The 23,365-nt window shown below is 37.6% G+C and carries 26 protein-coding genes and 1 pseudogene; 20 read left to right on the plus strand and 7 right to left on the minus strand.

The window, feature by feature from the left end; all coding sequences use genetic code 11:
* Positions 1 to 12: 12 nt before the first annotated feature.
* Complete coding sequence (locus LD028_RS11445) at positions 13 to 2,385, minus strand: EAL domain-containing protein (RefSeq protein WP_237811886.1); 2,373 nt, start codon at positions 2,383 to 2,385, stop codon at positions 13 to 15.
* Positions 2,386 to 2,513: 128 nt separating this feature from the next.
* Complete coding sequence (locus tag LD028_RS11450; protein WP_237811887.1) at positions 2,514 to 3,686, minus strand: ISL3 family transposase; 1,173 nt, start codon at positions 3,684 to 3,686, stop codon at positions 2,514 to 2,516.
* Between the two features lie 187 nt (positions 3,687 to 3,873).
* Here LD028_RS11450 and LD028_RS11455 point away from each other — a divergent pair, with 187 nt between their 5' ends.
* Positions 3,874 to 4,224 (plus strand): hypothetical protein, encoded by a 351-nt coding sequence (locus LD028_RS11455; RefSeq protein WP_004890336.1) that lies wholly within the window; start codon positions 3,874 to 3,876, stop codon positions 4,222 to 4,224.
* Between the two features lie 101 nt (positions 4,225 to 4,325).
* Here LD028_RS11455 and LD028_RS18030 read toward each other — a convergent pair whose 3' ends face one another.
* Positions 4,326 to 4,451, minus strand: a complete 126-nt coding sequence (locus tag LD028_RS18030; protein WP_255707113.1) for a hypothetical protein — start codon at positions 4,449 to 4,451, stop codon at positions 4,326 to 4,328.
* Between the two features lie 81 nt (positions 4,452 to 4,532).
* Between LD028_RS18030 and LD028_RS11460 the strand changes: the two genes are divergently transcribed.
* The 3 genes from LD028_RS11460 to LD028_RS11470 all read left to right on the plus strand — a co-directional run bounded on the left by LD028_RS11460 (position 4,533) and on the right by LD028_RS11470 (position 6,583).
* Complete coding sequence (locus tag LD028_RS11460; protein ID WP_035019629.1) at positions 4,533 to 4,895, plus strand: hypothetical protein; 363 nt, start codon at positions 4,533 to 4,535, stop codon at positions 4,893 to 4,895.
* Positions 4,896 to 5,001: 106 nt separating this feature from the next.
* Entirely contained in the window at positions 5,002 to 5,706 is a 705-nt protein-coding gene (gene deoD, locus LD028_RS11465; protein ID WP_077428415.1) for a purine-nucleoside phosphorylase, read from the plus strand.
* Between the two features lie 73 nt (positions 5,707 to 5,779).
* Positions 5,780 to 6,583: a M15 family metallopeptidase gene (locus tag LD028_RS11470; RefSeq protein ID WP_237811888.1), complete on the plus strand. Its 804-nt coding sequence runs from the start codon at positions 5,780 to 5,782 to the stop codon at positions 6,581 to 6,583.
* A gap of 2 nt (positions 6,584 to 6,585) precedes the next feature.
* On the opposite strand, the gene LD028_RS11475 is transcribed toward LD028_RS11470, so the two are convergent.
* Together LD028_RS11475 and LD028_RS11480 are read right to left on the minus strand one after the other, a co-directional pair.
* Positions 6,586 to 6,864 (minus strand): hypothetical protein, encoded by a 279-nt coding sequence (locus LD028_RS11475; RefSeq protein WP_237811889.1) that lies wholly within the window; start codon positions 6,862 to 6,864, stop codon positions 6,586 to 6,588.
* A gap of 133 nt (positions 6,865 to 6,997) precedes the next feature.
* The gene (locus LD028_RS11480; RefSeq protein WP_237811890.1) at positions 6,998 to 8,308 is read right to left on the minus strand and encodes a Na+/H+ antiporter family protein; all 1,311 of its coding nucleotides are present in this window, start codon (positions 8,306 to 8,308) and stop codon (positions 6,998 to 7,000) included.
* Positions 8,309 to 8,536: 228 nt separating this feature from the next.
* On the opposite strand from LD028_RS11480, the gene LD028_RS11485 reads away from it, so the two are divergent.
* The 4 genes from LD028_RS11485 (at position 8,537) to LD028_RS11500 (ending at position 10,685) form a co-directional block, all read left to right on the plus strand.
* On the plus strand, positions 8,537 to 9,415 hold the full coding sequence (locus LD028_RS11485; RefSeq protein ID WP_237811891.1) for a cation diffusion facilitator family transporter: 879 nt from the start codon (positions 8,537 to 8,539) through the stop codon (positions 9,413 to 9,415).
* A gap of 21 nt (positions 9,416 to 9,436) precedes the next feature.
* Positions 9,437 to 10,336, plus strand: a complete 900-nt coding sequence (rarD, locus tag LD028_RS11490; protein WP_237811892.1) for an EamA family transporter RarD — start codon at positions 9,437 to 9,439, stop codon at positions 10,334 to 10,336.
* A gap of 104 nt (positions 10,337 to 10,440) precedes the next feature.
* The gene (locus tag LD028_RS11495) at positions 10,441 to 10,545 is read left to right on the plus strand and encodes a YjcZ family sporulation protein (protein WP_021094060.1); all 105 of its coding nucleotides are present in this window, start codon (positions 10,441 to 10,443) and stop codon (positions 10,543 to 10,545) included.
* Between the two features lie 26 nt (positions 10,546 to 10,571).
* Positions 10,572 to 10,685 carry a YjcZ family sporulation protein gene (locus LD028_RS11500; RefSeq protein WP_006318569.1) on the plus strand — a complete coding sequence of 38 codons (114 nt, stop codon included), beginning with the start codon at positions 10,572 to 10,574 and terminating at the stop codon, positions 10,683 to 10,685.
* A 27-nt stretch (positions 10,686 to 10,712) separates the two neighbouring features.
* Here the strand turns inward: LD028_RS11500 and LD028_RS11505 are convergent, their stop codons facing one another.
* Entirely contained in the window at positions 10,713 to 12,053 is a 1,341-nt protein-coding gene (locus tag LD028_RS11505) for an MATE family efflux transporter (protein WP_237811893.1), read from the minus strand.
* A 155-nt stretch (positions 12,054 to 12,208) separates the two neighbouring features.
* Here LD028_RS11505 and LD028_RS11510 point away from each other — a divergent pair, with 155 nt between their 5' ends.
* Positions 12,209 to 13,624 (plus strand): alanine/glycine:cation symporter family protein, encoded by a 1,416-nt coding sequence (locus LD028_RS11510; RefSeq protein WP_237811894.1) that lies wholly within the window; start codon positions 12,209 to 12,211, stop codon positions 13,622 to 13,624.
* A gap of 24 nt (positions 13,625 to 13,648) precedes the next feature.
* On the opposite strand, the gene LD028_RS11515 is transcribed toward LD028_RS11510, so the two are convergent.
* Positions 13,649 to 14,902 carry a two-component system sensor histidine kinase NtrB gene (locus tag LD028_RS11515; protein WP_237811895.1) on the minus strand — a complete coding sequence of 418 codons (1,254 nt, stop codon included), beginning with the start codon at positions 14,900 to 14,902 and terminating at the stop codon, positions 13,649 to 13,651.
* 218 nt (positions 14,903 to 15,120) lie between these two features.
* Between LD028_RS11515 and LD028_RS11520 the strand changes: the two genes are divergently transcribed.
* The 11 genes and pseudogenes from LD028_RS11520 (at position 15,121) to LD028_RS11570 (ending at position 23,147) form a co-directional block, all read left to right on the plus strand.
* The gene (locus LD028_RS11520; RefSeq protein WP_237811897.1) at positions 15,121 to 15,270 is read left to right on the plus strand and encodes a DUF2642 domain-containing protein; all 150 of its coding nucleotides are present in this window, start codon (positions 15,121 to 15,123) and stop codon (positions 15,268 to 15,270) included.
* 41 nt (positions 15,271 to 15,311) lie between these two features.
* Positions 15,312 to 15,715: pseudogene (locus LD028_RS11525) on the plus strand (manganese catalase family protein); the annotation flags it as partial.
* A gap of 160 nt (positions 15,716 to 15,875) precedes the next feature.
* Positions 15,876 to 17,084, plus strand: a complete 1,209-nt coding sequence (gene ilvA, locus LD028_RS11530) for a threonine ammonia-lyase (protein WP_006318561.1) — start codon at positions 15,876 to 15,878, stop codon at positions 17,082 to 17,084.
* Between the two features lie 111 nt (positions 17,085 to 17,195).
* On the plus strand, positions 17,196 to 17,399 hold the full coding sequence (locus LD028_RS11535) for a hypothetical protein (protein ID WP_035019624.1): 204 nt from the start codon (positions 17,196 to 17,198) through the stop codon (positions 17,397 to 17,399).
* A gap of 14 nt (positions 17,400 to 17,413) precedes the next feature.
* Positions 17,414 to 17,623, plus strand: a complete 210-nt coding sequence (locus tag LD028_RS11540; RefSeq protein WP_006318546.1) for a DUF6501 family protein — start codon at positions 17,414 to 17,416, stop codon at positions 17,621 to 17,623.
* Between the two features lie 101 nt (positions 17,624 to 17,724).
* Entirely contained in the window at positions 17,725 to 18,378 is a 654-nt protein-coding gene (locus LD028_RS11545; protein ID WP_006318543.1) for a nitrous oxide reductase accessory protein NosL, read from the plus strand.
* Positions 18,379 to 18,629: 251 nt separating this feature from the next.
* Positions 18,630 to 19,202 carry a zinc metalloprotease gene (locus tag LD028_RS11550; RefSeq protein ID WP_006318540.1) on the plus strand — a complete coding sequence of 191 codons (573 nt, stop codon included), beginning with the start codon at positions 18,630 to 18,632 and terminating at the stop codon, positions 19,200 to 19,202.
* A 3-nt stretch (positions 19,203 to 19,205) separates the two neighbouring features.
* Positions 19,206 to 19,829, plus strand: coding sequence for a hypothetical protein (locus LD028_RS11555; protein ID WP_006318538.1), 624 nt, complete (start codon positions 19,206 to 19,208; stop codon positions 19,827 to 19,829).
* Between the two features lie 154 nt (positions 19,830 to 19,983).
* The gene (locus LD028_RS18435; protein ID WP_006318536.1) at positions 19,984 to 20,379 is read left to right on the plus strand and encodes a GntR family transcriptional regulator; all 396 of its coding nucleotides are present in this window, start codon (positions 19,984 to 19,986) and stop codon (positions 20,377 to 20,379) included.
* The gene (locus tag LD028_RS11565) at positions 20,366 to 21,265 is read left to right on the plus strand and encodes an ABC transporter ATP-binding protein (RefSeq protein ID WP_006318534.1); all 900 of its coding nucleotides are present in this window, start codon (positions 20,366 to 20,368) and stop codon (positions 21,263 to 21,265) included. Before LD028_RS18435 ends, LD028_RS11565 begins: the two co-directional genes overlap by 14 nt.
* Positions 21,240 to 23,147 (plus strand): DUF6449 domain-containing protein, encoded by a 1,908-nt coding sequence (locus LD028_RS11570; RefSeq protein ID WP_035019623.1) that lies wholly within the window; start codon positions 21,240 to 21,242, stop codon positions 23,145 to 23,147. The genes LD028_RS11565 and LD028_RS11570 overlap by 26 nt, the downstream gene beginning before the upstream one ends.
* Positions 23,148 to 23,365: the final 218 nt, after the last annotated feature.

Genomic DNA, 23,365 nt, shown 5'->3' on the forward strand with positions numbered 1-23,365 from the left:
AAAATCCCCGAGTTACATCGGGGGTTTTAACGTGTCCATTATTTGTTTTAATGATGCGATTGTGCTTGGAAGTTGTTCAAGCGAGACCGGGCGGCTAAAGTAAAAACCTTGCAATTGTTCACATTGTTTTTCAATTAAAAATTGCGCTTGTTGCTCTGTTTCGACTCCTTCAGCCGTTACAGTTAACTGTAAGTTATGCGCTAAAGAAATAATGGCACTTACAATTTCTTTGCTTTTTTCATTGTTTATCATGTTTTGAATAAATGAGCGATCAATTTTTACTTCGTCGATCGGGAAGCGGTTTAAATATTCAAGCGATGAATAACTGACACCAAAGTCGTCTACCGCAATCGAAAAGCCGAGCTTTTTTAAACGCTCTAACGTTTTCACAACTTGTTCCGGGTTTTTAATAATCGTTGTCTCAGTAATTTCCAAAATAAAGCATGAAGCATCGCAATGTTCTTCTTGTAAAATATGTTGAACATCTTCGACAAGATGTTCGTCTAAAAATTGTTTGGCAGATAAGTTGATAGCGATTTTCATGCACCCTGCTACGCTTTGACGCAAAAACGCAACATCGCGGCAAGCTTGGCGCAACACCCATTTTCCAATGTCGTAAATGGCGTCTGTTTCTTCCGCCATTGGAATAAACTCAGCGGGACTGATAAATCCATACTGCGGGTGCTTCCAACGGACGAGCGCTTCTACGCTAAACGAGCGCGTATGGAAATTGACTTTTGGTTGATACAGTAAAAAAAGTTCCCCATTTTCAATAGCAGATGAAAGGGCATATTCGAGCTGCATTTTTCGTGTAAAAACGTTTGACATATGCGGCTCGTATGTTTTAATCACATTTGTTCCTTCTGTTTTCGCGAAATATAATGCTTTTTCCGCATTGTTCGTTAACGTGTCTGCACATAGTTGCGCATCGTACGCGTAACTAATGCCGATGTGAACGCCGATTCGAATGGATTGATCGCCGATTGTGTAAGGTTCTTGAAGTGTTTCTTTTACCATATTAGCAAGTTGCTTTACTTCATCTTGTCTGTCGTATGAAAGGGCAATCGCAAATTGATCGCCACCTATTCGCGTCCACAATGTGTGGGGATCCACAACTTTGTTAAGACGTATCCCAATTTGTTTTAATAGCTCGTTTCCGTTTTCATAACCGAGAAAGCTATTAATGAATTTAAATTGGTACACATCGACTAAAAGAATAGCGACTCCTTCATGTGTAAAAAGAAGGTCAGTTACTTTTTCGATAAACTCGGTTCTTTCTGTATCTGCTTCTTCTTTTTGATTTACAGCAATCGGTTCGATCGGTTTGATCATCATTAGTGTCGTCCGATTCGTTTCATATGGGAATGGAAGTACGTCAATTTGTACGGGGATCATTTCACCGTCTTTTGCTGTGATGGTTTGTTGGACTGTGTTGATCCATTGTTGAATCGGCTTATGTCTTAAATCGTCGAGCGTCGACGCTTTAAACATGCGAAGGGCAACGGAATTGGCGTATGTGATTTCATTGTCTGTTCGGATGATGATCGCTTCAGGAAATGCTTCAACAATGTGGCGATGCAATTTTTCGCTTTGTTTGAATTGCTTTTGTGTCTGAATCAAGTCGGTAATATTTAAAAGACTAGCAAATCCTGCGATAATGTTTCCGTTTTTGTTTAACAGCGGAGAAGCATTGACGGAAACGTATATGTTCTTATTGTTTCTCGTCTTCATTGTCAGACGAATGGCGTGTAACGGTTTTCCTTCGCTTAGCCGTGCCAACGTTTGTTCGATATTTTCTTTGTATGCTGGAATGACATCAAATAATGTTTTCCCGATGATTTCTTCTTTTCGTAATTCAAATAAACGTTCTACTTCTTTGTTTATACGTATAATCCGTCCGAATAAATCAAATAAAATAAACGCTTCTTGTGAATGTGTGAATAAGGAATCAATTAATTGTTGAGCTTCTTCTAGCTGTTCTTCTTTTTGTAGGACGTCAGTAATTTCGCGCGTACATGCGACAATATGCGTCACTTCATTTTTTTCGTTTAAAATCGGGATTAACGTAGACTCCGCAAAACGCATTCCTTCGACGTTCATGCGATCGCGAAAGGTAACGAACGATTTTGTTTCCCACGCTTTCATATACTGTTCGTTTAAATGATTCGCAACGTGATGGTCGTATATATCTTCGATGCATTTTCCGATATCTTTTTCCGTCAAACTTGCTAAATGGAGAGCGGCGGGACTGACACGTTCATAGCGAAAGCGTGGTCCTTCTTCCACTTTCATTAAGAAGACGATATCAAACAGCTGATCCATGATGTTGAACAAAAACTGTTCGTTCGTAAAAAGGGCATGTGGGATATGTATATGTTTTTCCACGGCAAGCCCCTCCCTCAAAGAAAAATAGAATATATGTCTATTATTGTCGAAAAATGTTGATGTTTCAATATAAAATGAAGAGGTCACTAAAAATGGTTCATCACCAAAAGATGTACTTGCATCTGCCATTAAAGTATGTTAGCTGTTTCTAGGCGAACCCGCAAGGCAAAACGATGGATATTTCTGTATCCGTACCCCCTACGTTTGATTAGCTTGATCTTGTTATTCGTTCCCTCCATTTTTCCATTCGAATAAGGTGACAATATGCACGATATGATTTCATCTGTTCGTTTGACAAGCGATTTTGCGATGGCACGTACAGCCGAACAAGGACAACATACATATCGGTAAATCCAAGCCTCCAAACGTCGTTTCGCCTGTTGCTCGTCTTTACTTTTGGACACATAGCGAAAATGTTGGAGCGATTGGTAGACCGACTTTAGATAATCGCTTTCATTACACCATTCTCGTATGATTTGACGTTCTTCCTCTGTCAATTTTTCTGGGCATTGGCTCAATAAACGGCAAACGTAACGAACATTTCCGTGTTTCTTGCCTCCTTTGTCCAAATATTTGCGACAACGTTCTAAAGCATTCGTAAACAGCTGAATGACATGGAAATAATCGACCACGTGAGTCGCCTCTGGACAAATTTCTTGAATCGCTCTTTTCATCGCTGGAGCCAAATCGCTCACGACAACCTGAACAGAACGAGACACATGAGCCAATGCACGCCCAATGGCTTCCTCGTTCTTTCCTTCTTCAATGGCATACACTTCTCCCGTGTCGGCATCCATGACCGCCACTCCATAGTCATGCCCTTTTCGAAACGCAAATTCATCGACACAAACCGCCTTCGGTTGGATATCATTCGATAGGAAGGAAGGGGCATGGGTATAAAACCAACGTTCCACGGTCGTGTAAGGAAGCTTGAGCATGCGAGCTACCGCCTGTATGGATGTCCCGATACAAGATTGCGCCACCCATCGCTGAAAAGCATTCGTTGCCACACTTCGAGGAGGGATCCCTGGATAGGACGTGCTGAACGTCGCGCCACACGTACCACAACGTCTGCGCTCGACAGGAAGTTCAATCCAAAAGATTCCGATTCGCTGAGCATAGCCATGCATCCACTGCTTCTTTTTGCCTGTCATTTTGATCGTGCGCTTCAAGCACACAGGACATAATGGGCATTGTTCGGGGAGAGAAAGTTCAAAAATCCAACGTTCTTCTTCTTTTCGTACCTTTTGAATCAAAACATCTGGTAAATCGATGAGTTCTTTGATAAACTGAGAGTACATGCGAATTTTCCTCCAATGGTTTGGTTTGGTCACCTTTACCATACAGGAAAATTCGCATTTTTTGTACTCTCTATTTTCTCTATGCACACCGATCTTCAATGATCAAGTACAACTTGTGGTGAAGAGCCATATATTCGACAAAAATAGTAAAAAAATGCAAAAGGAATCGACAAAATGAATCACTAATATGTTACGTAAAGAAAAAAGGGAGTGGATGTTAGTGATTCGGATGTTCATGGGGAAAATATTAAAATCAACAAAAAGCTATGATGTAACGTTATTTCAAACACCACAATTTGGTCAAACGAAAGGCTATCGCCAAGTATATCGATTGACGGTGAGTGGTGAGGATCATGATGACGTATTAGCTGAAGTTTATCGCATGTTTAATGTTCCAGATTTAGTACCGAAAGATTATCGTGCGCGATATGTTAGTACAGGTGATATATTGCTTATTGATGAAGGGATATACGGTCAATTTTTTTATCGTTTAAGCTCGGATGGATGGGAACGTATTCACCGTATGCATGTGCGTTAAAAAATGTCTTTAAATGTTCACAAAATTGTGCTATATTGTATATAGACAATGAGCACAAGGTTAGAGTATGATAAAAAATTCCCCTTGTGCGTGCAAGGGGATTATTTTTTTCGTTTATCAGCATTGTACTCTTTATCGTGTGCTTCAGCTTCAGCGATCAATGTTTCTTTCGGAACATGGTTATTTTTCTTTGGGCTATTGATGCGGTTACGATGTTTTTTTCCCAATTAGAAACCTCCTTTACGTGTAGTTACATCCATTAACATCGACAACATCATAAAAAATATACATACAGGGTGGGAAAAACGATGTTTGCATTTATGATTTCTTCCATCGTCGGAATTGTTGCGATTTTTTGTTCCTTGTTCATTAAATTCGAATTAGAGCGGCTCATTGGGCGGAGAAAGAAAATTTTCCTCCTTCATTTGGCGAACATTAGCATCACTAACGTGGTGATTGCAAGCGCTTACTATGTGTTTAGTGGAATGTTTGAAACAAGTGAGCACCCATTTTACCTCATTTATTTAGCGTCTTTAGAAGCGATGTTACCAATTTATGTTGTTTGTTATTTAATATATGAACATTATGAGCAAGCAAAGAAAAAATATGTTGTAAGTGAAGATAAAAAGGTTTTATACGTGAAACCAAAGTATTTTCGCAAAATGTCGTAAAGAGGGGAATCCCCTCTTTTTTTATTACATGAAAAACAATGCTTTAGTGAAATATAGGAGTGTGGTATAGTATATATGCAACGATAAAGATTAAAGGAGGATACATATGAGCGTGCATATTGGAGCAAAAGAACATGAGATTGCAGATAAAATTTTACTTCCAGGAGATCCGCTTCGCGCAAAATACATTGCCGAGACGTTTCTAGAAGGAGCTACTTGCTATAATCAAGTTCGTGGTATGTTAGGATTTACAGGTACATATAAAGGCCATCGTATTTCCGTTCAAGGAACAGGTATGGGTGTACCATCTATTTCTATTTATATTACAGAACTTATGCAAAGCTACAACGTTCAAACATTAATTCGCGTCGGAACATGTGGTGCTATTCAAAAAGATGTAAAAGTTCGTGATGTCATTTTAGCGATGACATCGTCAACCGATTCCCAAATGAATCGCATGACGTTCGGAGGAATTGATTACGCTCCGACAGCTAACTTTGACTTGTTAAAAACAGCGTACGAAATTGGAAAAGAAAAAGGATTACAACTAAAAGTTGGCAGTGTATTTACAGCTGATATGTTTTATAATGAAAATGCACAATTTGAAAAACTGGCACGATACGGTGTACTGGCTGTAGAGATGGAAACAACAGCGCTTTATACATTAGCCGCTAAATTTGGCAGAAAAGCATTATCGGTATTAACAGTAAGCGATCACATTTTAACAGGGGAAGAGACAACGGCTGAAGAGCGCCAAACAACATTTAACGAAATGATCGAAGTCGCTCTTGAAACAGCGATTCGCCAATAAACTAAAAAATAAAGAAAGCTCCTGCGAATCATTTTCCTCGCGGAGCTTTCTTCTATTCGTGAGGGAGAAAAAGATGAAAAAATGGTTATGTTGTTTTTTGATAATAACTAGTGGCTGTCAATCCTTTGGATCACTTGAGCAAGAACAAAAACCGTCTAAACCCCCCGTACAAGTTGAAGAGCGATCTTCTGAAACACCAATGCCATCTTCCGAAACGAAGGAACAAGAAGAGCTTGTACTTGAAGAACAATTTTGGAATCAAATCGAAGTGCAAAATGGGGTAAAAGTTATTATGAATCCAGATAATGTACTAGCTTTAGTAAATAAAGAACAGCAATTACCAGCTGACTACAAGCCAGCTGACTTAGTCATTCCAAATGTTCCGTTTACATTTAAAGAAGCGAATATCGAAAAACGTCACATGCGTTCGGAAGCTGCAAAAGCGTTGGAAGCGCTGTTTACAGCAGCGAAACAACAACAAATCGAGCTATATGCTGTATCAGGATATCGCTCATATGAGCGGCAGCAACAACTATTTGCCTCCGAAGTTCAACGATTAGGGGAAGAGAAAGCAGTTGTTGCTGTGGCGATGCCCGGAAAGAGTGAACACCAAACAGGATTGGCGATCGATATTACAAGCCCGAGTGTTCAATATGCTATTACACCCACATTTGGTGATACACGAGAGGGAAAGTGGGTAGCTCAACATGCACATGAATTTGGTTTTATTATTCGCTATCCGAAGGGAAAAGAGCATATTACGAAATACCAATACGAACCTTGGCATTTGCGTTATGTTGGTAAAAAAGCTGCCAAAGTTATTTATGAGAAACAAATTACGTTGGAAGAATATTTTCAAATCGTAAAAAAAATATAAAGTTACACACATTTGAATACACAATATTTTTCAAATACATGTGCTAGTTTTTTAGAGATGTATATATATAATTCCGATCGATACACGGCGATTAGCGCTTGACGGAAATGCATTTGTTTAACGAATAAATCAATCTGTTTCTTGGCGTATTTCATTGCCTGATGTTGTGAAATAATTTGTTTTTTTATAATTTTTAATTCGATCTCTGTCAATAATGACACAGAAAAGCGAAGGATTGCAGCCTCTGTTTGGCCGATAAATTGCGAAATCATCGTTCTCATTCCTCCTTCGAGCGTATTTACAATTTTGAAATATACTTTACAATACATTAACATATTTCGTTTAAAAAAAATGTCGGAATGTGCGCCGAAATTTCGACAAAAAGGGAGCTACTGTGTGAAAGTAGCTCCCTTTTTATAACACAATTGCTGCGATCCATGCGAAAATAATAACAGGAATATTGTAATGAATAAAAGTTGGGACGCATGTATCCCAAATGTGATGATGTTGACCGTCAACATTTAAACCCGATGTTGGGCCGAGTGTGCTATCAGAGGCAGGTGATCCAGCATCACCAAGTGCACCAGCAGCACCAATAATCGCAATCGTTGCCATCGGACTAAGCCCAAGTTTCATACAAAGCGGAACGAAAATGGTTGCAATAATTGGAATGGTAGAAAACGAAGACCCAATTCCCATTGTGATCAGTAGTCCGACAATTAACATAAGCAATGCACCAAACGTTGCGTTATGACCAATAAGTGAAGCAGCTTGTTCAACGAGTTTTTCAATATGACCAGTTCGTTTTAATACATTGGCGAAGCCTGAGGCACTTAACATAACAAACCCAATAAACGCCATCATGCGCATACCTTCTGTTAATAAACGATCACTTTCTGCTAAACGGATACATCCGCTTAAGTAAATGACGACAATTCCTGCAAATGCTCCAAAAATCATAGAATCGAGAGCAAGTTGCACAGTTAAAGCAACGATGACAGCAATAACAGCAAACCATACCCCACGTCGTTGAAACGACGAAGTTCCTTCACTTTCTAGTTTTACTTGTTTATACGTACGCGGTTTTCGATATGTGAAAAAAGCAAGAAGCAAACCGACAATCATTCCAAGCGAAGGGAAAAACATCGCTTTTGGAATATCTGATTTTGCAACAACCAACCCACCTTGAGCCATGTTTGATTGTACAATGTCATGAAAAATAGCCCCAAATCCAGTCGGCAACCACATATATGGAGTAATTAAACCAAACGTAATTATTGATGCGACTAACCGACGATCCACATGCAACTCATTTAAGATGTGCAAAAGTGACGGAATCAAAATAGGAATAAACGCAATATGGATTGGAATTAAGTTTTGTGAAAAACAAGACATCAATAAAATGAAAAGAAGAACAAGTGCTTTGGAATATTGTGTCCTTTTTTCCTCCCCTTGTTTTCCAACGATTTTTATAATCACATGAACAATGGCATTCGGCAATCCTGTTTTTGAAATAGCGATGGCAAACCCACCTAACAAAGCATAACTTAACGCGACTTCTGCACTATTCCCCAGTCCTTCTGAAAATGATTCAACCGTTTTGGAGAGACCAAGATTTCCGATCCATCCTCCTACTAATGATGCAATTAATAACGAAAATACGACGTTCATTCGCATTAAACTAAGAATGAGCATGACGAGTACTGAGATGACAACTGCATTCATAATCAAGACCTCCGAAAAAACACTTTAGTTTGATAAATTGGTAGAGTGATGAAACATTAAACACTTTATCACATTTTTTTATTAGACGTCAACAGTAAATTTGGTTAAAGGCAATGTTATTGCACGTTTCCTACTGTTCTTCAATGAACCAATTTTGTTGCTATAGACCCACATCATGGGTGCTTGGTACAATGTTAACGCAAAAATGTTCAAGAAGTTGGTGAATATATGAGGCAATTGAAACCAGAATTAGGGGCATGGGTCAGTATCGGCTCGTATATTATTCTCTCTTTAGCTAAGTTGTACATCGGATATATGTCAAATTCTGAGGCATTAAAAGCTGATGGGTGGAATAATTTTACGGATATTCTTGCCTCTACCGCTATTTTAATTGGATTGCTTATTGCAAAAAAACCACGCGATGACAACCATCCATACGGCCATTCCCGAGCAGAACACATTTCATCTTTAATTGCAGCGTTTATCATGATGTCAATTGGAGTGGATGTGTTAATAAATGTGATGCAAACGTTAAAAGAAGGGGAGTATGTCAAACCGGATTGGATAGCGGTATGGACAGCGGGTGCTTCAGCTATATTTATGTTTTTCGTATATATATTTAACAAACGTTTAGCGATGATGACAAATAGTCAAGCACTTGCTGCTGCGGCTAAAGACCATCTATCTGATGTACTTGTTAGTGTAGGCACAGTTGCTGGGGTCATTGGCGCTCAGTTACATATACGTTGGCTTGATCCTGTTACGGCGTTTGTTATTGGATTTATGATTTGTAAGACAGCATGGGATATTTTTAGAGAAGCTTCCCATACATTGACGGACGGTTTTGATGATAATATGTTAAAGCAATATAAACAAGAAATTGAACGTATTGACGGTGTGGAACAAGTAGTAGACATTAAAGGAAGAATGTATGGCAATGAAGTGGCCATCGATGTTACAATTTGTGTTGCCCCCTATTTAAATGTTGTGACAAGTCATGATATTGCAGATCGAGTTGAACAACTGCTCGAGCAAAAATATGGAGTCGTTCATGCACACGTTCATATTGAACCATACAAACAAAACCACATGTTTCGCGGGGAGTGAGAGAAAGAAGGGAGTTACAAAATGGAGAATAAAAAAATAGGGGCGATTTACGCTCTATTTGCCTATGTATTATGGGGAATATTGCCTTTGTACTGGAAAATGCTGCAACATATTAGAGCAGAAGAGATTTTATCTTATCGAATCGTCACTTCTTTTTTATTTATGGTGGCATTGTTATTTATTCAAAAAAGCTGGTCTACATTTTTGCGTACATGTCAATGGTTATGGAAAGAAAAAAAGCAAGCCGTAGCGTCCGTTATGGCAGCGTTTCTTATTAGTGCCAATTGGTTTATTTACATATGGGCTGTCAATCATGATCATATGATTGAAGCAAGTTTAGGGTATTACATGAATCCATTGTTAAATGTCGTATTAGGAGTTATTGTGTTAAAAGAACGACTTTATAAATGGCAAGTTGTATCATTTATTTTAGCGGCTGTTGGTGTGGTGTTTATGACAGTTGAATACGGTAAATTCCCATGGATTGCATTGTCGCTTGCTTGTAGTTTCGCGTTGTATGGCCTTGTGAAAAAAGTGATCAAAGTTGATGCGACAATCGGTTTAACGATAGAAACGATGTTTGTTGCTCCTTTTGCTCTAGCATGGATTATTCATTCATTTAGTCAATGGCATGGGTCTTCTTTTTCGTTGACAACAATGTTTTTGCTTGCGGGTGCTGGCCCCGCAACCGCTCTGCCACTTTTATATTTTTCGAAAGGGGCTCAACATATTTCGTTAACTGTTCTAGGTTTTTTACAGTACATCTCCCCAACATTAAGTTTATTGCTTGGTGTGTTTTTGTTTCACGAGCCGTTTACAAACGCTCATATGTATGCATTTAGTTGTATTTGGACGGCTTTGCTTTTATTTTCACTTTCAAGCACATGGGAGAAACGAAGAGAAAAATCATTAAACGTATAACGTCTGTCGGTGAGACAGGCGTTTTTTTACCCATTTTTTCAAAAACCATAACGTTTTCCCTAGTCGTTGAATAGGTTGTTAGTACAAGAAGGAGGTGTCAAAAGATGAGTGGAGGACATCATCACGGCGGTGGTTTCGCGTTAATTGTTGTATTGTTTATTTTGTTAATCATTGTTGGTAGTGCTTATATTGGTGGCTGGGGATATTAATTAAACGATAAAGGAGGAAATGTATCATGTACGGATATGGCTATGGATATGGTTATGGTTATCCAGGATACGGAAAAACGTTTGTGCTCATCGTCGTACTTTTTATCTTGCTTATTATCGTCGGTGCAGCTTGGTGCTAAAAAGCAAGAGGGGGCTCCCTCTTGCTTTTATATATGTTTCCATTTTTGTCGTAACCGTACGAATAACAATATAGCGCCTGAGGCTAGACCGGTAATAAGACCGATCCAATATCCAAACGGTCCAGCAGTTGTATAATGAGCGAATATATATCCGACAGGCAAACCAACGAACCAATACGATACGAGCGCAATAAAAAACGGAAAACGAACGTCTTTGTATCCACGTAATGCGCCTTGAATAGGGGCAGCAACAGCATCAGAAAATTGGAAAAATAAAACGTATAACAAAAACTGTTTCGTCCATTGCAAAACGTGTTTATCATTCGTATATAGGAAAGCGATCGGTTCACGAAATAATAGTAGAACGATAGAGGCAACAATAGCCATCATTACAGCAGATGAAATACCGATGATACAATACTGTTTTGCGTGCTCTAAGCGACTAGCACCTACTTCAAAACCAACAATAATGGTTAAAGTAAGTGAAACGCTTAGTGGAATCATATATAAAAGTGAACCGAAATTTAATGCCGCTTGATGAGCGGCGATTGCTGTTGTTCCAAATTGACTCATTAACAACGTGACAGCAGAAAAAATACTCGTTTCAAAAAAGATCGCTAGTCCAATAGGTGTACCGATCAAAATTAATTGCTTCCAAATGGATAACGAGATCGGATGAAATTTCTTAAGTATATTGTACGTTGAAAAAGGTTTACGAAAGCGAACGAGCAAAAACGCACATAGTAACAAGCAACAATACGTGATGCTTGTGGCATATCCTGCACCGACTCCCCCGAATGCGGGGATACCCCATCGTCCGAAAATGAATATATCGTTTAGTAAAACGTTTAAAGGGAGTGAGCATAACGTTAACATCATTGTAACCTTTGTTTGACCGAGGGCATCCATAAAGGAGCGGAGAACGTAATAAATAAAAATTGGGATAATGCCAATACATAATGCTTGTAAATATTGATGGGCAACGATTTGAACATTGCTCTCGATATACATGGTTTCCAATAAAATAGGGACGAGAAAATAAATAACTGTCAACACAAAGCAGGCAAAAACGATTGCCAAGTATATTGTCTGCTCGACTGTTCGAGAAATACGCTCATGATCTTTTGCCCCAAATGCTTGGGAAACGATTGGAGTTAGACCTGTCAATACTCCGCCAATTCCTGTAAATATAGCAACCCAAATGTTTGAGCCGATGGCTACACCTGCTAAATCAACTGCGCTATATTTTCCTGTCATTGTCACATCAAAAAAGTTCATCATATATAGGCTGATTTGGGTAAGAAAAACAGGAAGTAGTATATGTAAGAACTGTTTTATTTTTTCTTTTAACGTAGATGTTTCTTTCATTTTTTCCTCCAAAAATACGTGTAAAAATATAGACAGACGATATTATAACATATCATTTTTGCATATTCATAGATAATCCTCTTGCTTTTCATGTTATGTTTTGTTACATTGAAAAAGTCGTTTTTTAATTATAAACATCAGGTGAGGTGACGAGTATGCAATTATTACAAACGATCGTATCATTTTTAAACAACATATTATGGTCGTACGTTTTGATCGCACTTTTAATTATCGTTGGGTTGTACTTTACGTTCCGCACAAAGTTTGTTCAATTTCGTTATTTCGGTGAAATGTTCCGTGTCATTACAGAAGGGCCAGAAAAAACAGGTGCGATTTCGTCGTTACAAGCGTTTTTTATGAGTACAGCGTCCCGCGTTGGAACAGGTAACTTAGCCGGTGTTGCGTTAGCGATTTCTGTCGGTGGACCTGGTGCGGTATTTTGGATGTGGCTAATTGCTCTAATTGGGGGGGCATCAAGTTTTGTGGAAAGCACACTTGCCCAAATTTATAAAATAAAAGATAAAAATGGTTATCGTGGAGGCCCAGCGTATTATATCGAGCAAGGGCTCAAGAAACGTTGGCTTGGTATATTGTTTGCTGTTTTAATTACGTTTTCATTTGGTCTTGTATTTAACTCTGTTCAGGCAAATACGATTACGTTCGCGTTTGAACATGCTTTTCAAATGGACCGTACAGTGATTGGTGTTGTGCTTACTATTTTAACTGCCTTTATTATTTTCGGTGGTGTGCATCGTGTAGCGAAGGTATCATCTGTTATTGTTCCAGTGATGGCGAGTTTGTATTTATTGATTGCGTTTTATGTTGTCTTAACGAACATTACGGAGTTGCCAGCAGTATTTTCTTTAATTTTCAAAAATGCATTTGGTATTGAACAAGCCGTTGGTGGAGGCTTTGGCGCAGCGATCATGATGGGAATTAAGCGCGGTTTATTCTCAAACGAAGCTGGAATGGGTAGTGCGCCAAATGCTGCCGCAACAGCAGAAGTTTCACATCCTGTGAAACAAGGGTTAATTCAAACATTGGGCGTATTCGTTGATACATTAGTTGTTTGTAGTGCGACAGCATTTATGATTTTATTATCAGGCGATTATATGAAAGAAGGTCTTGATGGAATTACTTTAACGCAAACAGCGTTAAGCACACATATTGGCGAATGGGCAAAAGGATTTGTTGCAGTAAGTGTGTTTTTATTCGCATACAGCTCAATTATCGGAAACTACTATTACGGTGAAACAAATATTGAATTTATCCGGTCAAGCAAAACATCGTTGCTTATGTATCGTCTTGCCGTATTAGGAATGGTCATTTGGGGTTCTGTGTCAAGCATTCAAATCGTATGGGATCTAGCTGATTTATTTATGGCATTTATGGTAATCGTGAACTTAGTTTCGATTTTCTTACTCGGCCGAGTTGCTTTTGCAGCATTAAAAGACTATATGACACAACGAAAACAAGGAAAAAATCCTGTATTTTACGCGCGGAATATCGGTGTAGACAATGAAGTGCAATGTTGGAAAGAAAAACAAGTAAACTTGAAAAAAGAGGCGTAAAAATGAGGCTGCACGATTGCAGCCTCATTTTTTTAGATAAGCAGGTAGTTCAATAATAAAACATGAACCGTGACCGAGTTCACTTTGTACACGCATCGATCCTTTATGAAGTTCAACAATTTTTCGCGACAAAGATAAACCGAGACCTGTCCCCGTTGGTTTTGTCGAGAAAAATGGATCGAACACATGATGGATAATGGTAGAAGGAATTCCAGGTCCATTATCACGCACATAAATTTGAACAAGGTTATTGTGCAATTTTGTTTCAATATTTACACGTAACGATTTTTCTGTTTTCGCCTCAATCGCATTGCGAAATAAGTTAATGAGCACTTGCAACAGTTGATTTTTATCGATATAAACAGCGTAATGTTGTAATTTTTCATCTAAATCATATGAAAGTTCTACATTATGAAGAAGTGCTTCACTTTTTAGTAAAAGGTCTACATCATTTTGGATGAAGTGATTTATTTGAATCCATTCTGCTTTTACTTCATTTGGTTTTGCGATGTTTAAAAAGTCTGTAATAATATCATTTGCTCGATCAAGTTCAGGAATTAAAAGTTGATCAATAAGAGTAACAATATGTTCTGGCAATTGTTCTTTTAAAAACTGCAAATACCCTCGCACAGTTGTTAACGGATTTCGAATTTCATGGGCAATCCCTGCCGCAATTCGCCCAGCGATCGCCAGCTTTTCTGCTTCTTTCATTTGATTCAGCGATTGAAACATACTAATAACGCGTTTAATTGATCCATCTTCGTTATATAAAATGCGTGTATTAACGATGCCGTAATATCGATCAAGTACTTCACAATTATAAAGTGGTTGTTTTGTCCGCAACGTTTTTAACGTCATAATTTGTTCATCGGGAATATTCAACAATTCACGAATATGTTTCCCAATAATCTCGTCTCGGTTTACTCCAACATCGTTTGCCGCTTGCAAGTTGCATAATGTAATGATTCCTTCAGCATCAACAAAAACAATATGATGAGAAACGAGATCAAAAATAGGAGCTAAAAATTGTTCCACTTGTTCAAACGGATAATCTTCTTGTAAATCAATATTCCATTTTAGGATCGATGTTTGGTTGATATCCTTTTCTATTGTTTCAATCGTTGGAGAAGGAGCATTTCTTTCTTTTTTTATGACTTTTCCGAGTTCATAATCAACGTATGAAAATGGAAAATTAATATGTTCAACAAAACGTTTATATAATTTTAGTTCTTCCTCAAGTTCATTTATTTTTTGTTTTAGTTTCTCATAACTCTCCATGTTTCTAACTCCTCATTTCCACTATTTCTATGTTGAAGTTTAACGCAAAATGAATGAATCGACTAGTATGTAAATGAAATTTTATAAAACTATGTTCTAAATGAAAAATGTGATAAACAAAAATAGAAATGAAAAAGAAACAATGAGAAGGGGGAGAGAACATGACACCTCAGTTTATGTCTTTCATTGCCCCTTATGTTTATCAAACGTAACAAACGATTAGAGGAAAAGAAGTAGTGATTGAAACAGTGCGTGGAAACGTACACGGTACAGTCGAAGACGTGAAGCCTGATCATATTGTGTTGAAAAGTAACGACACCCTCTTTCTTGTGCGTATACAGCAAATCGTTTGGATTATGCCGAAATAAAAGGGAGAGACTACATGTTTACAAGAATAAACAAACTACAAACAGATCATCCTGTTGCACGAGAAATGATTGGTTATTTACTTGTACGAGGAGGGGTTCACGTCATCGCATATGCCAAAGCTCTTCAAATTGTTACAGGGGTTGACGTAAAATGTTACTAATCCCAAATTTGAGTAACGATAAATTTGATGCAGCAAAAAAGTATGAAGCACAAGGTTGGCATAGAAAATTGTATACATTTAGCGAACATAATTATCAAGATGTAAAGCAAATTTGGAAAGGAACACATCCGATTGATGGAGGACAACTTGAAGTTATTCAAGGAACGCCGGCTGGAGCACCGCTTCCCGACTTAGAAACAGTAGAAGAAACATTTGCCCCAGGTATTTCATACGAAGATTTTCTTGAAATAGCGAAACGTCTTCAACGATCTGCTGGACTGTAACAAGCTGTGCCGAGCGCATAGCTCTTTCTTTTGCACTTTTTAATTAGTTAAACTATGTTCTAAATAATCAATATAAAACAAAAAAAGAAAACAATAGGCAATTGATTGCACCTCTGTAAATCAAATATAATAAAAAGGACACAAAGGAGGATGAAAACCATTGATTACGTTGCAACATATTCAAGAAGCTCAACAACGAATGCAAGCAGTCGTTCATAAAACCCCTCTTGAATTTTCACAAACATTTAGTCGTTTATCGAATAATCGTGTATACATGAAGTTAGAAAATTTACAGAAAACAGGTTCATTTAAAGTACGAGGATCCTATAACAAAATTATGTCATTAAGTGAAGAAGAAAAAAGTCGCGGAGTCATCGCAGCTTCAGCAGGGAACCATGCTCAAGGGGTTGCTTATTCAAGCAGCATGATCGGTATCCCATGCACAATTGTCATGCCTAAAGGAGCTCCATTAAGTAAAATTCAAGCGACACAAAGTTATGGGGCAAACGTCATTTTACACGGAGACGTATTTGATGAATCGTTGGAATATGCTCGAAAGTTGCAACAAGAAACAGGAGCAACGTTTGTTCATCCCTTTGACGATCCAGCTGTGATCGCTGGCCAAGGTACAATCGGGCTAGAATTATTCGAACAACTAGATCATATTGACGCAGTGATTTGTCCGGTTGGAGGAGGTGGTTTGCTCGCTGGTCTAGCCGTTGCGATGAAACAAAAAAACCCCTCTATTCGCGTATATGGCGTTGAGTCGACTGCTTGCGCGAGCACGACAGCAGCGAAACAACATAATCAGCCCGTTATGATTACTCCATTGAATACAATTGCAGATGGCATCGCTGTAAAACGAATTGGAGATTTAACGTTTTCATACATACAAAAATATGTCGACGATATTGTTTGTGTCGAAGAGACGGATATTTCACGAACGATGTTATATTTACTCGAACGAAACAAATTGCTTGTCGAAGGTTCGGCAGCTTGCTCACTAGCAGCTTTATTGTACAAAAAAATTCCACTTGAAGGAAAAAATATTGTCGCCATTTTAAGTGGTGGGAATGTCGATGTCACACTCATTTCACGCATTATTGAACGAGGACTCGTTGAATCAGGACGCTTCGTCACATTTTCAACGGTCATATCTGACAAACCGGGACAACTAAATAAATTGTTGCGCATTATCGCGGATTTAGAAGCTAATGTCATGTCCATTGATCATCAACGGATGGGAACGAATGTTCTTCCTGGACAAGCCGAAATACGTTTTTCCCTTGAAACAAAAAATAGGGAGCATATTGATCAAATTCAACGTGTGTTAATCGAATCTGGTTACACCATTCGTCGTCTTGATTAAAAGGGTAAAAGACATATCTTTTTCTCCCCATGTAAAACAATGCTTTCAAACTCACGTATTTTCTACTATTATTAAATTAAATAAACGCTTGATTTAAAGGTGGAGAGAAAAATGAAAAAAATGGAGTTTTTTATCGTTCCACATCCGAGGGGAACTGTGCGGGTAGATGTATACAAAAAAAACGGGTCTTACGAAGCGCACGCCAAGTTTAAAGATGTGGCCACGGCGCAAGCGAGCGGAAACGATAAACATCTGGCTGTATTACAAGCGTTACATGAGCTTGCTAAATTTTTGAACAAATATAAAGGATCTTGAGGGAGGAATAAAAGATGATTCATTTAAACTGGCATGAACGTCCAACGATTAAAACAGTTGTATGTAATCATACGAACGCAGAGAAATACATTGTACATAACGTATTAACACCAGGCAAAGAGTACGAAGTGAAAAACGAAACAGATGATTTTTATTTTATTATCGATAATCGTGGCAAAGTCGGTGGATATTATAAGCATTATTTTACAGAAAAAGCGGTGTAATGCCGCTTTTTTTCATTTTCAACACATTCATTTCAAATAAACTTCACAATTATGTAGTACATTGAACTACGGATTGAACGAAAAAGGGGGGATTTTCAGCAATGAAAAAATGGATCATTCTACTGATTGCAGCCTTTGTTTTTGGATTAACGGGGTGCAACAACAATCAAGCAGAGGATAAGCAAGAAGAAACAAAACAAACAGAACAAAATATGGAACAGTCAAATGAAGAGGATGTATTCGCGAAAGCAGCAATGGCTGAACCTGATGAAAACACTGTATGTGTGTTTTGTAACATGAAAGTATATCCAAAAGAAAATGAACTCGGCAAATTCACAGCGAAATCTGTGACAGAAAACGGTGACGTCTTGTTTTTTGATGACATCGGGTGTTTATTTAACTACGAACGCGATCACGGTGAAGCTGCAAAAAAATATGTACGCGATTACAACACATTCGAATGGATTGAATTACAAAATGCGACAGTAGTGAAAGCAGACATTAAAACACCGATGAACTACGGATATGCGTTTTTTGTAAAGAAAGAAGATGCTGAAAAGTTTGTAAGCGAACAACCAAATGCAACGATCGTATCTTGGGAAGATGTTGATCAAGTTGCTCATGAGCGTTATATGAAAAAGAAACAAATGATGCAAAACAAAAATGATGGACAAGGTCACGGTCATGGCGACAATATGCAACAAGATGGTCATCAAGACGGAAATATGAACAACGATGGACACAGCCATAATTAAAAAGCTGCCTTTTGGGCGGCTTTTTAATTTTTTGAAAACTACAATTAACGTATTGTTAGATATAAATCAGAAATATATACATTGAAATGAAATGGTGCTTAATGAGTATAGAATTCCCAAGAATAACATTTCACCATTATTCTACGCTTCTTCGTTTGTGACGAAATATTTTTGTAAAAAAGAAAGGAATGAAGAGGATCGATAGAGAATGATATCCATGAAATTAACATTTTATAGAAAGGAATGAAATTATGAAAGTCAAAAGAATTTTATTACTTATTCTCGGTCTAGCTTTTTTACTACCAACCATCTTAGTTAACGCCCACTCAGATCATTATAATCCTAATGGATATACTGGGGCACAAAACCTTAAGTATTGGCGTGATGCTAGTGTTTCCAGTGCGGGTTACCATAATCGTGCAGACACCGCATATGCAACTTGGAATAACATTTCTTCAAAGGTTGCTATTTCACAAGTCACTTCTGAGCCTACATATTATAGCATTGTTGTTTATGCAGGAACTATCTCCGGCTCAACCGTTTATGCTACCGCAGATTATTGGACGTATGGCTTTTTCGGATGGCGTCAAGTAAATCCGGAGGATGCAAGGGATCGTTCAAGAATTCGACTCAATACACCTCAAATGAACACACTAACTTCTGCTGAATCAACTGACGTTATCATTCACGAATTTGGACACGCACTAAGCTTGAGACATAATGACAATTCAGGTGCCTCTGTAATGAAGGAGTATGAACTAACAACATACGGATCCCCTCAACAGACGGATAAAGACCATCTAAAACAAAAATGGGGAAATTAATAGATGAAAGGAGATATTACGAATATGAAAAAAAATAAGATTATTATTATTTCAATAGCTCTGTTAGGTTTTATTTCTCTCGGTTCAAGTCTATGGTATATGTCGGCTGATAAAAAAGTAAGTTTATCAACTATTGATGCTAAACAAGTATCCTTTAACACAGTAGATGAAATGGTTACCTTTTCTCAACTTGTTGTCACTGGAAAACCAATTGAAAGTGAGAACTTCGTAACATTCGATGAGAGAGGGTTTACAGTAGATGCGTATACAATTACTCAGTTTAAAATAAATAAGGTCCTTGAAAATAGAACTACTCACGATTATAAAGCTGGGGATATTATCAAGGTAGCTGAACCAAGCTACGTTTACGATAATGGTATTATGCCCGGAAAGACTAAATTTTCAATTAATAACTACCGAAACATGGATAAAAACCATAGCTACATGCTACTTCTTGTGCCCGATTTTAAATACGATGATCTGTACGTAATTTCTGGTGTCAATGAGGGTAAACACAACATTGATATTCCTGGTAATGATGGCGAAAAAGTTGGCGTGCCTCAAGAAGCAAAGAATTATAAATTTAAAGAGGAATTAATGAAAAAATTTAATTTAAAGTCATTCTGAATAAACACTCAGGTTAGTTAGAAGCACTCGGTCTGTTCTTTTGAGCCGAGTGCTTTATTCAATTTCAAAAAATATTTATGACTATTTACAAAAACCGTATTATTTAATATAATACAGTTATTACAGTTGGTACAGGTAGGGAGGAGGTGGAGATGTGTTTGATCTTGATTTACGAAGCAGAAAACCGATTTATGAACAGCTTATAGAAAAAATGAAAGAGATGATTATTCACGATGTGCTGAAACCGAATGAGCAACTGCCATCTGTTCGTTTGCTCGCTAAACAGTTAACAATTAATCCTAACACCATCCAAAAGGCATATCGAGAGTTAGAAAGAGAAGGGTATATTTACTCTATTCCGGGCAAAGGAAGTTTCGTCGCCAACAAAAAAGAGGCGATTTACGATGAAAAAGTAAAACAGCTAGAAGAAAGCATATTCAAACTATGTCAAGAAGCATTTTATATCGGGGTAAAAAAAGAACATATTTTTTCGATTGTGGAACGTGCACAAAGCACGATGCGAGGAGGAGAGGAAATTGATTCAAATTAATCATGTAAGCAAGCGATTTGGAGAATTAGAGGCGATTAAAGATGTGACATTTTCCGTCCCAAAAGGGTCGATTTATGGATTACTTGGATCAAATGGTGCTGGAAAAACAACACTGATGAAAATGATTGCGGGTATTTATAAACAAGACAAAGGAACGATTACTATTGATGGTGAGCCAATTTTCGAAAACATCAAGCAAAAAGAGCGAATCATTTTTTTACCTGATGCGCTTTATTTCTTCCCACATACAACAATTCGACAAATGGCGGACTTTTATCGTCATATATATCCAAAATGGAACGAAGAACGTTTTCACAACATGAAAGAACTATTCCCAATTGACCTAAACAAGAAAATTCATCGGATGTCAAAAGGAATGCAGCGACAAGTTGCATTTTGGTTAGCATTTTCCACTATGCCTGATGTGCTTATTTTAGACGAACCACTTGATGGACTAGATGCTGTTATGAGACAAAAAGTGAAAAACGTTTTATTCCAGGACGTAGCGGAAAGAGAAATGACCGTTGTTATTTCCTCGCACAACTTATTTGAAGTAGAAGATTTATGTGACCGTATTGGCATGTTACACCACGGTTCGTTCATCATTGAAAAAGAGCTAGATAATTTAAAAACCAATATTCATAAAGTCCAAGTGGCATTTCATGAGCAAGCTCCTTCTTCTTTTTTTCAACACATGGATGTTATTTATCAAGAACAGCGTGGTAGTGTTTTACTTTGTATCGTTCGCGGAAAAAAAGAAGACATCATTGCACATATTCAAAAGCATGAACCAATTTTGTTTGATTTATTACCATTAACGTTAGAAGAAATATTTATTTATGAAATGGGGGAACAAGGATATGCCATTGAAAACATTCTTGTTTAATCGTGGAATATTTACTCAAATTGTTCGCAACGTCGGTTGGGTCTCGCTTATTTATTTCATCGGTTTACTTTTTGCTTTGCCTATTCATATTTTTATGATGAGCGAAAACAAAGATTGGCTTATGCATCATCAAACAGGGCGCATATTCGATATTGGAAGTATCATTCAGTTTTCCCTGATGTTCACACTCCCTATTTTACTCGCTATTTTTTTATTTCGTTATATGCAAGTGAAGCGATCAGCTGACCACATGCATAGTCTGCCAATCAAACGGGAGGTGCTGTTTCTTCAACATATTGTTGTTGGAATAATTATTTTAATCGTGCCCATCACAATCGTTGCAATATGTTTAATCGTCATGAAGCCGTTCCTTCCGATTCCTTTATATTCATTTAAACATGTAGCTATTTGGTTTGTTAGTACCGTTGCGATGAATTTATTATTATTTTCTGGAGCTGTGTTTGTTGGGATGCTCACTGGTATGTCCATTTTACAAGGCATGTTCGCCTACATTCTCTTTTTCTTCCCTGCTGGAATATTTATTTTACTTATATTTAATTTGAAATATCTTTTGTACGGCTTTGCATACGAATATTATTTATCTTCTAGCTTGAATGAGATGATTCCTTTTATTCAAGCACTAAATTGGGAGACAGAACGAATCCAACCGCTCGAAATATTGATATATACTGTGCTGACTTTTATGTTTTATGGACTTAGTATATGGTTGTACAAAAAAAGACATGTTGAAATGGCAACCGATGCAATTGTCTTTCGTCCACTCCGCCCGGTATTTACATACGGTTTCACGTTTTGTGTCATGCTTGTCGGTGGAGCATATTTTGGACAGATGCAGCAAAAGATGAGTTGGGTGATTTTTGGATACGTATTTTCATCATTATTTGGTTACATCATCGCCCGCATGATTTTAGCAAAAACGTGGCGTGTATTTAATCGTTGGAAAGAATACATGGGATATGTGGTATTTATGAGTATCGTTGGTTTATTATTTACATTTGATCTATTTGGATATAAGACGTACCAACCGTCATTAAACGAAATTGAACGAGCATATTTCGGTGACCACATATACTTTTTTGAAAACGATGAAATAGACGAGGAAAACGCCTTTTACTACGAAAAGGAAAATATCAGAAATATTTATTTATTTCATCAACACCTTATTGAACAACGAACATATCCAGGTAACGATAGACGGAACGTTGTTATCGGCTATGACTTAAAAAATGGAGAACGAATCGTTCGCGAATATACTGTTCCAACGAATTTATACAATCAATTTTATAAGCCGATTTTTAATTCCATTGAGTTTAAAAAAAATCATTATCCAATTTTACGTAAGACGAATTTTGAAGACATTTTACAAATTCGAATTGGTTCGGAAGATAAAGTCGTTCGCTTGCAAGATCGTGCTGATATTGAATCATTTTTAACAGTCTTGCAACAACAACTTTTACACGAAACGTTTGATGAAACTACAACAAATCGCAGTTGGGGTACAATTAGCATTTTGTATGAAAAATACGAAGAACAAGGAATAGAATGGAAAAAATCGTACCATCTGATTGAACAATGGCTACAAGATCGCGGTTTATTACAACAAGCGAGAGTGACAGCTGATGATATTGCTAAAATCAAAATTATTAAAAACACAAAACAAGTTCCACAGTATGACTGGACACCTGAAATGGTTGAGCGAGAAGAAGCAAAAATGGTCGTTCACGATAAAGAAAAGATTGAACAATGTTTACAAATGGCTTCTTGGGGAGAAGGAGATTATATTTTAGGTATTTACTATAAAAATGGCCGTATTGACATTCAGTCCTTTTCAAAACATCTTGTTCCTCCATTCGTTGACTAAAAGACCTGTACGTTCAGGTCTTTCAGACTGTTGACAAAATGGTTGGAAGACACCTGTCTTTCAACCATTTTGTTCCATTTGGGCATTTGTCTCCCTTGATGAACCGACGAAAATAACGACATACATAATTGAAAAAGAGGAGAGATACCCATTCTCCATAGGCAGTTTGCTAATTTCTTTAAATTCATCGCAGCACAAACAAGCATCGCCTGCATCTG

It is taken from the genome of Anoxybacillus sp. LAT27 (assembly GCF_022030075.1).
Taxonomy (GTDB): Bacteria; Bacillota; Bacilli; order Bacillales; family Anoxybacillaceae; genus Anoxybacillus; species Anoxybacillus kestanbolensis.